General features: G+C 48.7%; 18 protein-coding genes and 1 tRNA gene. 10 read left to right on the plus strand and 9 right to left on the minus strand.

Annotated elements, in window-relative coordinates:
- Positions 1-12 precede the first annotated feature (12 nt).
- From fdxH to OH773_RS01215, 4 genes are all read left to right on the plus strand, one after another.
- Positions 13-918 (plus strand): formate dehydrogenase subunit beta, encoded by a 906-nt coding sequence (gene fdxH / locus OH773_RS01200; RefSeq protein WP_183272268.1) that lies wholly within the window; start codon positions 13-15, stop codon positions 916-918.
- A complete protein-coding gene (fdoI, locus tag OH773_RS01205) occupies positions 915-1,550 on the plus strand; it encodes a formate dehydrogenase cytochrome b556 subunit (RefSeq protein WP_183272269.1) in 636 nt (211 codons plus the stop codon). The genes fdxH and fdoI overlap by 4 nt, the downstream gene beginning before the upstream one ends.
- Positions 1,547-2,476 carry a formate dehydrogenase accessory protein FdhE gene (gene fdhE, locus OH773_RS01210; protein WP_270142315.1) on the plus strand — a complete coding sequence of 310 codons (930 nt, stop codon included), beginning with the start codon at positions 1,547-1,549 and terminating at the stop codon, positions 2,474-2,476. Before fdoI ends, fdhE begins: the two co-directional genes overlap by 4 nt.
- A gap of 104 nt (positions 2,477-2,580) precedes the next feature.
- Positions 2,581-3,489, plus strand: coding sequence for an alpha/beta hydrolase (locus OH773_RS01215; protein ID WP_270142317.1), 909 nt, complete (start codon positions 2,581-2,583; stop codon positions 3,487-3,489).
- Positions 3,490-3,493: 4 nt separating this feature from the next.
- Here the strand turns inward: OH773_RS01215 and OH773_RS01220 are convergent, their stop codons facing one another.
- From OH773_RS01220 to OH773_RS01230, 3 genes are all read right to left on the minus strand, one after another.
- Positions 3,494-3,874, minus strand: coding sequence for a type II toxin-antitoxin system VapC family toxin (locus OH773_RS01220; RefSeq protein WP_270142319.1), 381 nt, complete (start codon positions 3,872-3,874; stop codon positions 3,494-3,496).
- Positions 3,874-4,116 (minus strand): CopG family transcriptional regulator, encoded by a 243-nt coding sequence (locus tag OH773_RS01225; RefSeq protein ID WP_270142321.1) that lies wholly within the window; start codon positions 4,114-4,116, stop codon positions 3,874-3,876. Before OH773_RS01225 ends, OH773_RS01220 begins: the two co-directional genes overlap by 1 nt.
- A gap of 201 nt (positions 4,117-4,317) precedes the next feature.
- Complete coding sequence (locus OH773_RS01230) at positions 4,318-4,539, minus strand: YgdI/YgdR family lipoprotein (RefSeq protein ID WP_442865637.1); 222 nt, start codon at positions 4,537-4,539, stop codon at positions 4,318-4,320.
- A 167-nt stretch (positions 4,540-4,706) separates the two neighbouring features.
- Here OH773_RS01230 and OH773_RS01235 point away from each other — a divergent pair, with 167 nt between their 5' ends.
- Both OH773_RS01235 and OH773_RS01240 read left to right on the plus strand, forming a co-directional pair.
- Positions 4,707-4,955 (plus strand): type II toxin-antitoxin system Phd/YefM family antitoxin, encoded by a 249-nt coding sequence (locus OH773_RS01235; protein WP_270142322.1) that lies wholly within the window; start codon positions 4,707-4,709, stop codon positions 4,953-4,955.
- The gene (locus OH773_RS01240; protein WP_270142323.1) at positions 4,952-5,218 is read left to right on the plus strand and encodes a Txe/YoeB family addiction module toxin; all 267 of its coding nucleotides are present in this window, start codon (positions 4,952-4,954) and stop codon (positions 5,216-5,218) included. Before OH773_RS01235 ends, OH773_RS01240 begins: the two co-directional genes overlap by 4 nt.
- A 112-nt stretch (positions 5,219-5,330) precedes the next feature.
- On the opposite strand, the gene OH773_RS01245 is transcribed toward OH773_RS01240, so the two are convergent.
- The 4 genes from OH773_RS01245 to OH773_RS01255 form a co-directional block, all read right to left on the minus strand.
- A complete protein-coding gene (locus tag OH773_RS01245) occupies positions 5,331-5,705 on the minus strand; it encodes a hypothetical protein (RefSeq protein WP_183272274.1) in 375 nt (124 codons plus the stop codon).
- A 225-nt stretch (positions 5,706-5,930) separates the two neighbouring features.
- A complete protein-coding gene (locus OH773_RS01250) occupies positions 5,931-6,275 on the minus strand; it encodes a type II toxin-antitoxin system HicB family antitoxin (protein ID WP_270142326.1) in 345 nt (114 codons plus the stop codon).
- Positions 6,272-6,529, minus strand: coding sequence for a type II toxin-antitoxin system HicA family toxin (locus tag OH773_RS22385; protein ID WP_442865638.1), 258 nt, complete (start codon positions 6,527-6,529; stop codon positions 6,272-6,274). The genes OH773_RS01250 and OH773_RS22385 overlap by 4 nt, the downstream gene beginning before the upstream one ends.
- Before the next feature lie 136 nt (positions 6,530-6,665).
- Entirely contained in the window at positions 6,666-7,196 is a 531-nt protein-coding gene (locus tag OH773_RS01255) for a hypothetical protein (RefSeq protein ID WP_270142328.1), read from the minus strand.
- A 132-nt stretch (positions 7,197-7,328) separates the two neighbouring features.
- Between OH773_RS01255 and OH773_RS01260 the strand changes: the two genes are divergently transcribed.
- Positions 7,329-7,514: a toxin-antitoxin system HicB family antitoxin gene (locus tag OH773_RS01260; protein ID WP_270142330.1), complete on the plus strand. Its 186-nt coding sequence runs from the start codon at positions 7,329-7,331 to the stop codon at positions 7,512-7,514.
- Positions 7,515-7,633: 119 nt separating this feature from the next.
- Positions 7,634-8,893 carry a hypothetical protein gene (locus tag OH773_RS01265; protein ID WP_270142332.1) on the plus strand — a complete coding sequence of 420 codons (1,260 nt, stop codon included), beginning with the start codon at positions 7,634-7,636 and terminating at the stop codon, positions 8,891-8,893.
- A 17-nt stretch (positions 8,894-8,910) separates the two neighbouring features.
- On the opposite strand, the gene OH773_RS01270 is transcribed toward OH773_RS01265, so the two are convergent.
- A tRNA-Sec gene (locus OH773_RS01270) sits at positions 8,911-9,005 on the minus strand.
- Between the two features lie 354 nt (positions 9,006-9,359).
- Here OH773_RS01270 and yicI point away from each other — a divergent pair.
- Positions 9,360-11,684, plus strand: coding sequence for an alpha-xylosidase (yicI, locus tag OH773_RS01275; protein WP_270142334.1), 2,325 nt, complete (start codon positions 9,360-9,362; stop codon positions 11,682-11,684).
- A 103-nt stretch (positions 11,685-11,787) separates the two neighbouring features.
- Here yicI and OH773_RS01280 read toward each other — a convergent pair whose 3' ends face one another.
- A complete protein-coding gene (locus OH773_RS01280; RefSeq protein WP_034499233.1) occupies positions 11,788-12,381 on the minus strand; it encodes a YhgN family NAAT transporter in 594 nt (197 codons plus the stop codon).
- 142 nt (positions 12,382-12,523) lie between these two features.
- Here OH773_RS01280 and asd point away from each other — a divergent pair, with 142 nt between their 5' ends.
- Positions 12,524-13,630, plus strand: coding sequence for an aspartate-semialdehyde dehydrogenase (asd, locus tag OH773_RS01285; protein WP_183272279.1), 1,107 nt, complete (start codon positions 12,524-12,526; stop codon positions 13,628-13,630).
- Positions 13,631-13,674: the final 44 nt, after the last annotated feature.

Consider the following 13,674-nt stretch of genomic DNA (forward strand, 5'->3'; position numbering starts at 1 on the left):
CGGAGACGAATTATGGCTTATCAATCTCAGGACATCATCCGTCGTTCCGCTACTAACGGCATTACACCCGCGCCACAGGCGCGGGATCATCAGCAAGAGGTCGCAAAACTTATCGACGTGACCACCTGTATCGGCTGTAAAGCCTGCCAGGTGGCGTGTTCGGAGTGGAACGATCTGCGTGATGAAATCGGCAGTAACGTTGGGGTTTACGATAATCCGGCGGATTTAACCGCCAAATCGTGGACGGTGATGCGCTTCTCGGAAGTCGAACAAAACGACAAGCTGGAATGGCTTATCCGCAAAGATGGCTGTATGCACTGTGCGGATCCTGGCTGCCTGAAGGCGTGTCCGGCTGAAGGTGCAATCATTCAGTACGCTAACGGCATCGTCGATTTTCAGTCTGAACAGTGTATCGGCTGTGGTTACTGCATCGCGGGTTGCCCATTCGATGTGCCGCGCCTGAACCCGGAGGACAACCGCGTCTACAAATGTACTTTGTGCGTAGACCGTGTGACCGTCGGCCAGGAGCCTGCTTGCGTGAAAACCTGCCCAACCGGCGCGATTCATTTCGGCTCGAAAGAGGATATGAAAACGTTGGCGGGCGAGCGCGTGAGCGAGCTGAAAACGCGCGGTTACGACAACGCCGGTCTGTACGATCCTGAAGGCGTTGGTGGCACACACGTTATGTATGTGCTGCATCATGCGGACAAGCCGACGTTGTATCACGGCCTGCCGGAGAATCCGTCCATCAGCCCAACCGTGAAATTCTGGAAAGGTGTCTGGAAGCCGCTGGCCGCTATCGGCTTTGCTGCGACCTTTGCTGCCAGCGTATTCCACTATGTGGGTGTCGGCCCGAACCGTGCCGAAGAAGAGGACGATAACCTGCACCATGACGATGACGAGGTGCGCAAGCCATGAAAAAACAAGTGACTATTCAGCGTTATAGCGCGCCTGAGCGTATCAACCACTGGATTACCGCCTTCTGCTTTATGTTGGCGGCAATCAGCGGGCTGGGCTTTTTCTTCCCATCCTTCAACTGGTTGATGAACATTCTTGGCACGCCGCAGTTGGCGCGCATCCTCCACCCGTTCGTCGGTGTGGTGATGTTTGCCTCGTTTATCATCATGTTTTTCCGTTACTGGCACCACAATCTAATCAATCGGGATGATATCTTTTGGGCGAAGAATATTCGTAAGATCGTCGTCAACGAGGAAGTAGGTGATACCGGGCGGTATAACTTCGGCCAGAAGTGCGTGTTCTGGGCGGCGATTATCTTCCTGGTGCTGTTGCTGGTGAGTGGCGTGATTATCTGGCGTCCTTACTTTGCGCCTGCATTCTCAATCCCGGTGATCCGCGTAGCCCTGATGGTGCATTCATTTGCCGCAGTGGCATTGATTGTGGTTATTATGGTCCACATCTACGCCGCCCTTTGGGTGAAAGGCACGATTACTGCGATGGTGGAAGGCTGGGTTACAACGACCTGGGCGAAGAAACACCATCCGAAATGGTATCGTGAAGTTCGCCAGAAACAGGAAAAACGACAGGAATGAGTATTCGCATAATCCCGCAAGATCAGCTGGGTTCGAGCGAGAAACGTACGGCGGATAATATTCCGCCGTTGTTGTTCCCCCGGCTGAAAAATCTCTACAACCGCCGAGCAGAACGACTGCGCGAACTGGCAACCGATAATCCGTTGGGCGATTACCTGCGCTTTGCCGCACTGATCGCCCATGCGCAGGAGGTGGTGCTGTATGACCACCCACTGGAAATGGATTTAACGGCGCTGATTCAGAAATCATCTGAAACGGGCAAGCCGCCGCTGGACATCCACGTTCTGCCACGCGACCCGCACTGGCAGCGTTTGCTTAACTCGCTGATTGCCGAGCTGAAACCGGAAATGAGCGGCCAGGCACTGGCGGTTATCGAAAATCTGGAAAAAGCGTCGACGCAAGAAATCGAAGAGATGGCCACAGCGCTGTTTAACACCGATTTTGCGCTGGTGAGTAGCGACAAAGCCCCGTTCATCTGGGCGGCGTTGTCACTCTATTGGGCGCAAATGGCGAGCTTGATCCCAGGCAAAGCGAAAGCTGAATACGGTGAGCAGCGCCAGTTCTGCCCGGTGTGCGGCTCGATGCCGGTTTCCAGCGTCGTGCAGATTGGCGGCACCAGTGGCCTGCGTTACCTGCATTGCAACCTGTGCGAAACCGAATGGCACGTGGTGCGCATTAAATGCAGCAACTGCGAGCAGACCCGCGATTTGAACTACTGGTCGCTCGACAGCGAACAGTCAGCGATTAAAGCGGAAAGCTGTGGCGACTGCGGCACTTACCTGAAGATTCTCTATCAGGAAAAAGATGCCAAAGTGGAAGCCGTGGCCGACGATTTAGCAACGCTTGTGCTGGATGCGCGCATGGAGCAAGAAGGTTTTGCTCGCAGCAGCATCAACCCGTTCCTGTTCCCAGGGGAAGGGGAGTAAATTGTAGTGCCTGTTAGTGGTGGATGATGCGCTTGCGCTCATCCACCCTAATCGATCCCTTCGCAGACTCGCCTCGTATTCATACAGTAAAAAGGATTATTGCTGTGGCTCTTGAACCTAAAATCGCAGAACTGGTCGATGAATTTATCGCCGCCGGAAGGCCCTCTTCACGCGCACAAACTTTTGCACAGCGCCGCGCCGGGTATATCGCCAGTACGGTTCTTGCTGGGGAAATTGAGCAACGAGTTTTAGTGGAAGATATTGTGCTGGACGGTGTCACATTGCGCCTGGTATCGCCACTTAATGCTGAGGGCGTTATGCCTACGGTTATCTACTACCACGGCGGTTGTTTTGTGAGTGGTGGATTTACAACGCATGATAACCAGTTACGGCAATTGGCATTTTTCAGCGGCTGTCGAGTTATTGCCGTGCAATATCGCCTCGCACCAGAATATGTCTATCCCGCAGCGCATGATGATGCAGAAAGCGCTGCAAGGCTGATTTATCAACATGCAGAAAAACTGGGTGTAGATACAAACCGTATCATCCTGGCAGGGGATAGTGCGGGTGGTCATTTAGCGTTTGTCATCGCACTCAGATTAAAACAGGCAGGTGAATGGCTGCCGAAATCATTACTTCTGATCTATCCGATGCTTGATGCGACCGCGCAGATGCCCAGCTATTCGCAAAACGGGGCAGATTACGTCATCACGCGCGACACACTTCTTTCTGGCTTTGAGGCTTATTTCCCGCACACACCTAAAGAGCACATTGAAGCCAGCCCGCTATGGCGTGATGATTTTGCCGGGTTACCTCATGTTCATATCATTACAGCGGAATACGATCCGCTGCGAGATGAAGGTGAATTATTGTTTTCTCGTTTAACCGATCAAAGCGTGGAGTGCACATGCCAGCGCTATTCTGGCGTGATACATGGCTTCTTCCAACTGGGAGGAATCAGCCAGGCTGCGCGTTCAGCGATGCGGGATATTGCGTGGCGTGTAAACCAGTAGTGCCTTAACAAGCCAGTGAATAAGGCATCACTACACCAGGAATGTTTTTGAAGTCTTTGCTATTGCGGGTGATTAGGCGTTTCAGATTCACTTTGGCCGTCGCAAGAATGATGGCATCTGGCAACTTCATGCCGTATTCCTGACGAGTTTCTACAGCCTGTTCTGAAACTGCCTGATTTACGGGTAATACATCAAACCCGCTCAGAAATTGTTTTGTCTGTTGTTCATGACCGAATCGTTTAGCCCCCACCATGACCTCTATCCATGTGATCACACTTATCGCAGGTTTAGATCCGTAAGCAGTCAGGGCTACCTTTGCTTCGGGAACGCCATTTAAGTAATCAATCAGGATGTTGGTATCAAAAATAGCCGATGATTCCACCATTACCATTCCTCACGAAGGGTGCGTTCATATTCCACACCGTCGACGGCATGCTCACTCCAAAGGCCAAAAGCCTCTGTTACGGCAACCTGCGTATGTCTTTCGAGATACTCATCAACGGCTTCTCGAAGTAATTCTGCACGAGGAAGATTACGGCTTTGCTTTAAATCGTCCAGACGGCGCACTACTTCGTCTGACAGATCCAGAAGAATTCGTCCCATCATTTCTCCAAACAATGTTGCCATATATCACCTCAGTATATCATTTTTGTGCAGATTTACATCTTCCTTGTACGCAAAGCATACACAAGTTAATGAGGGATATTAACGCGTTGTTTTGGTAGGTTTTTAGTTTTACGAGATACCTTCCAGATTGGCTTTTTTCGGAAGGCTGTTGCTGCGTATGAAGTGCCAGCCAGTCGCGCTGGCTGGTTACTTATCCGTAAATCAGTTTTTCTTAATCATCTGCACGACTTGATCGTCATTAATCTGGCGCTCGTTACCTTGCTGGTCGGTATAGCTGATTAGGCCAGTGTCTTTATCCACCTGCGGTTTCCCTTGCGTCACAATCATGTCGCCAGTCTTGGTTGACATCACATAGTCACTTGAACAAGCGGTAGCAGACAGCGCAACGACACTTAACAGCAAAATTTTCATCAACTTATTCATACAGAAGCATCCCTTTCAAAGTGAGCAGGAATAGTACCCGTTGAAAGTAAGACAGATTGTTAAGGTGTATTACGAAGGGTTTTAGCGGGTGAAGTGTTTTCCGTTCTCACCTGTACAGATACCTGTACTGATGCGATAATATTTAGAAGCAATTGAGAGGAACAAAAATGCAACACATTAATTATACCGATGCCCGCGCAAACCTGGCGGCGCTGATGCAACAGACCAATGACGACCGTGCACCGGTGCTCATCACGCGCAAAGGCGCGGGTAGTGTTGTCGTCATTGATGCGGCTGAATTTGAGTCCATTCAAGAAACATTACATCTGTTTAAAAATCCGGTGAATGCGGCGCATATCGAACGTTCGCTGGAACAGGCCGATCGTGCTGAACTGACGGATTATGAATTTGAATGAAGCCGAAAATTACGCAGGAAGCGGCCGCAGATATAGCCTGGTGGAAACAAAATAACCCAAAAGTAAAAGCTAAAATCGACGAACTCGTCAGAGCTGCTCTGGAAGACCCTAAATCTGGTATCGGTAAGCCAGAACCGTTGAAGCACCATAAGCCCTTATGGTCGCGACGTATTACTCAGGAGCACCGTTTTGTCTATTACGTGGATGCGGAGAATGACCTTCTGATTATTGTCTCTTGCCGCTACCACTACACAAATATTTAAACAAAACAGCATCGTAACCTTGATAAACCAAGCCACCATAAAACAAAAAGCCCACATGAATTCATCATGCGGGCTTTCAACTTTTCAGCGCTTATCGACGCTATTTTCGTGTTTAAGAACTCAAATGAGCTTGTTTCCTGCGCGCGATATCAATAAACAAAATGCTGGCGGCGAAGGATAAACAGGACGCAATAATCAAGACCAAAAGATAAGAAGTGACGTAGCTGTATTCTTTGTCCAGATGGGAAAGCTGTTCTGATATCAGATCTATGTTATCTACGGTGTAGCTTCTGCACGCATACAGCCCGTACCAGAAGGCGCTGAACGCTATCATGCAGGTGTAACAGAACCAGGTGAGTTTTTTATCGATGTATTCCAGATAAAATTTTGGGTCTGAGTAGGCGACTTTGAGAAGTCCAAAAAAACAGCCAAAGTAGATGCCAATCAACCACTTCAACACATCCCAATTCATAAAAACCTCTTCCATTGCTGTTGCCTGCATCTTCAGGCATTAAAAAAGGGCTACGTCATCACGCAACCCTTTGTTTCTTTTCATTTCCGCCAGGTAAGTCTAACTGACTGATTCTTTTGCTTATACGGCGCAAACTTTAGCGGCATAGTATGTCACATGCTGTGCACACAAAAAAGGCTGAAAAATTGGGCGAAATGGGCCATCTCTCCCGTCTCGCTGCTAGTTATCACTAGCCTGTTGTTAAGCATCATGCTGTTTGATTATCATTTTTGCGCCTTGGTTCAGGAGTTGATTAATGCTCTCCCCACTCGCCAGTGCAATGCGCTCCAGAGCGGCATGATCTTCGGGTGTTAGACGCGCTGAAATCTTTCCACTGTATGATTTATAAGGATCAATGTTTTTTGCACGGCATGTATCAAGAAAGAATTTCAGAGACTCGGCTCCCTCTGTTTTCAGTTCTTGTACGCTGTAGGCATAAAAATCGGCACCGCCGTTTAAACCAATGAATTCCCCACGAAACATTTCAATGTCTGGGTCAAAACTGACAATCGCTGGATGGTCGTTGATTTTAAGAATATTGTTCATGGTTTAATTCCCATACTTTCTAACCAAATACGAGTCGCATTTACTGCACCTTTATCCATCGTAGAGTGCGGATGGGGCCGGTGGTATACACGAACTTCTTCATGCAAGGTAAAGGCTTCTCGTGATCCGGCGGCACTAACATCCACTTCGGCCCCTAGCGCTATTATTAACGCTTTAAAGTCCCGCCATTCCAGCGAACCGGAAACGGGGCGGCGATAGATCGCTTCTGGCGTCCTTTGATGTTGTCGTTTCATACAATTGTAGTATGACTTCCTTGTTATTCGATGGTATCAAAAAATAATACCATCGAGAAGTGGATGTTAAACAGGTAAGGAATGACCTTAAAACTTTGTACGAGTTACAGCTAGCTTTCACCCGCAAAGTCCGGAATCAGTGAATTCCCGGCACCGCTTCACCGCTAATCATTGTCAGCCCGCCATCGCAGCGAACAAAGCGTGGCGTTTTCAAATCCTCGACCAGAACGTTAACCAACTCGAATAACAATCCGGTGATGTGTTCTTCCTGCTCCGCTGACTGCTGGCGTTGCAACAATAATAGGGTTAGCGATACACAGTATTCACGCAGGGTTTCCGAATCGGTAGAAAGCGTGCCGCGATAATTATCGGGTTCTGCCACATCCACCGTCAGGCGCTCAATTAGATGAGCTGGCAACGGTGCTTTTAGTGCGACTTTCAACACTTCGAATGCTGCAAGCAAACGCCCACACAGTGCCATGCATTCGGTGCTGTCGTCGTTTTCAATAAGCGCATCAACATAGTGCTGGCAAGCGTCGAGCACCTGGAAGAGATCGTGCGTGGCACCGAGCGGGGTTTTTATTAATGTCGTGATTGCTGATTCAATAACTGGCTGTGGGTATGAGTTTTCAAGGGGATGGGCTGTGATAGTATTCGTGTTAGCCATGTCGTTAACTCCATTAACGTTTGTGGTTAGCCCTCGTCTGGTACTCGTAATACTTTTCGGGGGCGTTTTTTTTCAGGTGACCATATGCTAGGGTGTCACTTGACTACTTAAACTAACCCTGTGGGTACGTACATGTCAACTGTAAAAAGGGATGCAAAACAGTCTGTAGCAGGTAAATCTCCAACATTTCAGATCCGCATCACACCAGAACTGAAAGCTCAATTTGAAGTTGCAGCGAAAGATGCGGGTATGAGTTTGGGGAATTGGTTGAAAACACTTGGGCGGAAGGAACTGGAAAGATTAGATATTAAAATATAGGTATAGCAGGGCTTAATTATTCGAGTTAAATAAATTGTAGTCGGGAAATTTTTTAATGGAGTTTCATCTATATTCTTGATGACAGCACTCCAGAAAATAAAAACTATGAAGAAAATAAAATGAATAATATAGTTAAGAAAAAAACCAGAGTAAAATCTCTTAAAAGAGATGCATTGCCATCTTTATGGGAGAATATATCAAATCAGGAATTCATTGAGGTTGTTGAAAATAGCAATGCAAGAGAGATTTCCACTCTTTTTAGCCATATGAGTGCATCTTCAATTTCAAAAGTACTTTCTTTTTTAAACGAAGGTGCTATAAGACATGTTTTCGAATCGGCACAATCTAATACAATAACTAAAATATTCTCTGCTTGCAGTGATAAAGTAGTGAAGGATGTGTTGTTAATGCTGGATTTCATAACCATCTCTCGTGTGGTTGATAATTGTACTCATGCGCAAAGAAGCAGAGTATTGAAATTACTTCCTGAAGATATAAGGCGAGAGTTTAGTCGTGAAAAAGAAGAAAAATCTAACGAGTCTAGAGTTTCTGCATATTATACCTCTACAAGATTTGACGATTCTTTAAAAAATAGTGTAATTGAAAGAATAAAGGATTTAGAAGAAAGAGAGGCTATTTTAGAGAAAAATTATAAATTAAAGGAGAGTCATCTCATTTCTCAAACTGAATTGGCTGAAAAAAAGCTTAATCAAGTTAATATGAAAGTAAAAGAAAGGGAGGAGTTAATTGCAAATAAAGAAAAAAGTTATTATGACAGAGAGGTAGAAATAAAAGAAAAGATCAAAGAACTTGAAAAAGATCAGGAGGAATTACAGCAGGCTCGTCTTGAAATAAAATTTCCAGAGTATGTGGATACAGCTGTAACAGGGCTTAAAGTTAAATGTGCTCATTTTGAAAGAAAAGCCTTTTGGTGGAATGTTCAAGGCGGGATAGCTTTGTTTCTTTCTATAAGTGCCGCTATTGCCACTTTTTTATATGGTGGTTATCAATTCAATCATGCGGCTAAAGAAAATATCGACTGGCTGTTTTTTTTATTTCTATTAGTTAAAGGGCTTATCATTGTCACATTATTTGGTGCTTGGGCCAAGCATGCATTCAATATTGCTAATGCATATGTGCACGAAGCTTTGAAACGAAGCGATCGGATGCATGCAATAAGTTTTGGGAAGTTCTATCTTGAAGTCTATGGAAATAAAGTTGGCCAAAGTGAAATGAGAGATATCTTCGAAAACTGGAACATTAATACAGATAGCGCATTTACAAAGATCAAAGAACCAGATTTTTCTTTGAAACACCTTGAACAATTATCAACTGTTGTTGAATCAATTCGAAAAATAAAATCTATTGATACAAAATGATTTAGCAATGCAAAAAATGGCGGAAGATCACAGGAGTCGAACCTGCCCGGCACCGCTGGCGGCACCAACTGGAGTTGAAGTCCAGCCGCCTCACCGGAGACGACGATCTTCCTAGCCTCGATTGCTACATGGAGGCGGTGCGCAGTATACCGAGTTTTTCCCCCTTACCAAACAATGCTTTCCTCTTTCCCCTATGATTTCTCAGAAACTATTAGCCAGATCAATCAAACCGCACGAAAAACAGACTCTCCTTGACTCTTAGCCTGCGAAGAGAGCGACTCCGCTCACACTTATCAAGAAACGTAATCTGATAACCAGAAATTAGAATTCCGACCCTCTGCCAGATGCTTTACAACCGTTGATATTGAATTTCACGCTCATTTTTGCCTGGCGTACCGCTCTGGTGGGTTATCAACACTGCGTCCACGCCGTTTCCAAAAAATTCCAGCATTGTAAGGACTGCATAATGAAAATTAGTGACGGTAACTGGCTGATCCAGCCTGGACTTACGTTGATTCACCCGATTCAGGTGTTTGACGTGGAGCAGAACGGCAACGAAATGGTGGTGTATGCAGGCACGAAAGATGTCAGCGAACGGGGCAATCAGCTCGATACGCCTCTGTTTACGCTGCGCTTCTTCTCGCCGCAGGAAGGTATTGTCGGGGTGCGGATTGAACACTTCCAGGGCGCGGTGAATAACGGTCCGCATTATCCGCTGAATGTTCTCCATGACGTGAACGTGACGATGCAAAACACGGCTGAGTTCGCTGAGTTGAAAAGCGGCAACCTGAGTGTGCGAGTCACAAAGGGCAACGACTGGGCGCTGGATTTCCTGCGCGACGGCGTGCGCATCACCGGTAGTGCGTTCAAAAATAACGGCTACGTGCAGGACGCAAACCACGGCAATACGCACATGTTCGAGCGCCTGGATTTAGGCGTGGGCGAAACGGTGTATGGCCTCGGCGAACGTTTCACTGCGCTGGTGAAAAATGGCCAGACGGTGGAAACCTGGAACCGCGATGGCGGCACCAGTACCGAACAATCCTACAAAAACATCCCGTTCTATCTCACTAACCGTGGCTACGGCGTGTTGGTGAATCATCCGGAATGTGTCTCCTTTGAAGTCGGCTCCGAAAAAGTCTCCAAAGTGCAGTTCAGCGTAGAAGGCGAATACCTCGAATACTTCGTGATAGACGGCCCAACGCCGAAAGCGGTGCTAGACCGTTACACCCGCTTCACAGGCCGCCCAGCGTTGCCGCCTGCTTGGTCATTCGGTTTGTGGCTCACCACGTCATTTACGACGAATTACGATGAAGCGACCGTTAACAGCTTTATCGACGGTATGGCCGAGCGCAATCTGCCGCTGCACGTTTTCCACTTCGATTGTTTCTGGATGAAGGCTTTCCAGTGGTGTGATTTTGAGTGGGACCCGGTGACCTTCCCTGACCCGGAAGGGATGCTGAGACGCCTGAAAGCGCGTGGCCTGAAAATCTGTGTGTGGATTAACCCGTATATTGGCCAAAAATCTCCGCTGTTCCGTGAGGGAATGGAAAAAGGTTATCTGCTCAAACGCCCGAACGGCGCGGTGTGGCAGTGGGATAAATGGCAGCCAGGGCAGGGGATTGTTGATTTCACCAATCCGGCGGCGTGCGAATGGTATGCAGGACATCTGAAACGCCTGGTGCGCATGGGCGTGGATTGTTTCAAAACCGACTTTGGTGAGCGCATCCCAACGGATGTGGTCTGGCATGACGGGTCCGACCCGCAGAAAATGCACAACCATTATGCGTTCATCTATAACGAACTGGTGTGGAATGTGTTGAAGCAGGAACTCGGCGACGAAGAAGCGGTGTTGTTCGCCCGTTCAGCGTCTGTCGGTGCACAACAATTCCCGGTTCACTGGGGCGGCGACTGCTACGCCAACTATGAATCGATGGCGGAAAGCCTGCGCGGCGGGTTGTCGCTGGGGATGTCCGGTTTTGGTTTCTGGAGCCACGATATCGGCGGCTTCGAAAACACCGCGCCTGCGCATGTCTACAAACGTTGGTGCGCGTTCGGGCTGCTCTCCAGCCACAGCCGCCTGCACGGCAGCAAATCCTACCGTGTGCCATGGGCGTACGATGACGAAGCATGCGAGGTGGTGCGCCACTTCACGCAGCTGAAATCACGCATGATGCCGTATTTGTACCGCCAGGCAGCACAGGCCGCAGAGTTTGGTACGCCGATGATGCGTTCTATGATGCTGGAGTTCCCGGACGATCCGGGCTGCGATTATCTTGACCGCCAATATATGTTGGGTGATTCGGTGATGGTTGCGCCGGTGTTCAGTGAAGCGGGTGATGTGCAGTTCTATTTGCCAGAAGGCCGCTGGACGCATCTGCTCACTAATCATGAAGCGCAGGGCAGCCGCTGGCACAAACAGCAGCATGATTTCCTGAGCTTGCCGGTGTATGTGCGTGACAACACGCTGCTGGCGTTGGGCAACAACGATCAAAAACCGGATTACGCATGGCATGAAGGCACCGCCTTCCAGTTGTTTAATCTGGATGATGGCCGCGAAGCTATCTGCGAAGTCCCGGCAGCAGACGGTTCGGTTATTTATACGCTAAAGGTTAAGCGCGAAGGGAATACGCTGACGGTGCAGGGCGACGGGCAGGCAAAAGACTGGACGCTGTGTCTGCGCAATATCGGCAACGTGAAAGGCGTGAAGCAAGGTAAAGGTGCGGCGGGCGAGTTTGGCGTGGTTGTGACGCCGGATTCGCGCGAGGCGGGGTTGGTTATCGAGCTTTAATAGGGGCTTTTCTTTGTGTCTGGGGGTTGGGATGAGGGGGATTTTTCACCCTCACCCTAACCCTCTCCCTGAGGGAGAGGGAATTCAATCAGTGTTTATAAATTTAACCTTTCATCCAAACCCGAAGGCCGTCGAGGAACATTTGGGTTGCCAACATGACTAACACCAGGCCCATCAAGCGTTCCAGCGCGTTCACGCCTTTTTCGCCCAGCAAACGCAGGAATAACGACGATTGCAGCAAAATCGCCACGGTTCCACCCCATGCCAGCAACAGCGCGATGACTAAATGCCCCATCTGATTCGGATACTGGTGCGATAACAGCATTAATGTTGCCAGTAACGTTGGCCCGGCAACCAGCGGGATCGCCAGCGGCACGATAAACGGTTCTTCACCAGCAGGCAGGCCAGAAGCGTTCCCTTCATGGCTTGGGAAAATCATTTTAATCGCAATCAGGAACAGAATTATCCCGCCGGAAATCGAGACGCTTTCCGTGCGCAGGTTGAGAAACGCGAGGATTTTTTCCCCAGCGAATAAAAAAATCAGCATGATTATCAGCGCAATAAGCAGCTCGCGGATCATGATCGCCCGGCGACGCTTCGGTTCAGTATGCTTGAGCACTGACATAAAGATCGGCAGATTACCTAACGGGTCCATAATCAGGATTAACAATACTGCCGCAGAAATAATTTCGGTCATGAATAGTTGTCTCTAATAAGCTGTATTTCTAATAGGTTGCAGATCATTGATTAATTTCACTTGCGACTTTGACAGCATTTTGTAATGTGGACGGTAATTCCAATTAACGCACACAATGCAAACCCCCGCAGGATTAGTCGCTATGAAAAATGTTGGTTTTATCGGTTGGCGCGGTATGGTCGGTTCCGTTCTCATGCAACGCATGGTTGAGGAACGTGATTTTGACGCCATTCGTCCGGTTTTCTTCTCTACTTCCCAGTTAGGCCTCGCGGCTCCGTCTTTTGCAGGCCAGAACAATGGCACGCTGCAAGACGCATATGACCTGGAAGCATTGAAGGCGCTGGATATTATCATTACCTGCCAGGGCGGCGATTATACCAACGAAATCTATCCAAAGCTTCGTGAAAGCGGCTGGCAAGGTTACTGGATTGACGCGGCTTCTTCTCTGCGTATGAAAGATGACGCGATTATTATCCTCGACCCGATTAACCAACATGTTATTCAGGAAGGTCTGAACAACGGCGTGAAAACCTTTGTTGGCGGCAACTGTACGGTCAGCCTGATGCTGATGTCTCTTGGCGGCCTGTTCGCAAACGACCTGGTTGATTGGGTGTCTGTTGCGACTTACCAGGCAGCATCCGGCGGCGGTGCGCGCCATATGCGTGAACTGCTAAGCCAGATGGGACAATTGCATAATCACGTTGCGGCTGAACTGGCCGATCCTGCTTCCGCCATTCTGGATATCGAACGCAAAGTGACTGATTTGACCCGTAGCGGCAGCCTGCCAACGGATAACTTTGGCGTGCCATTGGCGGGAAGCCTGATCCCGTGGATCGACAAGCAGCTCGATAACGGCCAAACCCGCGAAGAGTGGAAAGGCCAGGCTGAAACCAACAAGATCCTGAATACTGGCAGCATTATCCCGGTTGATGGCCTGTGCGTCCGTGTTGGCGCATTACGCTGCCACAGCCAGGCGTTCACCATCAAACTGAAAAAAGATGTCTCGCTGCCAACCATTGAAGCGATGCTTGCCGGGCATAACGAGTGGGCAAAAGTGGTGCCAAACGATCGTGACATCACCCTGCGTGAACTCACTCCTGCGGCTGTGACCGGCACATTGACCACGCCAGTTGGCCGTCTGCGTAAACTCAACATGGGCCCTGAATTCCTTTCAGCGTTCACCGTGGGTGATCAGCTTCTGTGGGGTGCTGCAGAACCGTTACGTAGAATGTTGCGCCTGCTCGCATAAGTACACTTATTTACAAGAGGGGCATTGCAGCCCCTTTTTTTTCG

The organism is Buttiauxella sp. WJP83 (assembly GCF_027594725.1).
GTDB lineage: Bacteria > Pseudomonadota > Gammaproteobacteria > Enterobacterales > Enterobacteriaceae > Buttiauxella > Buttiauxella selenatireducens.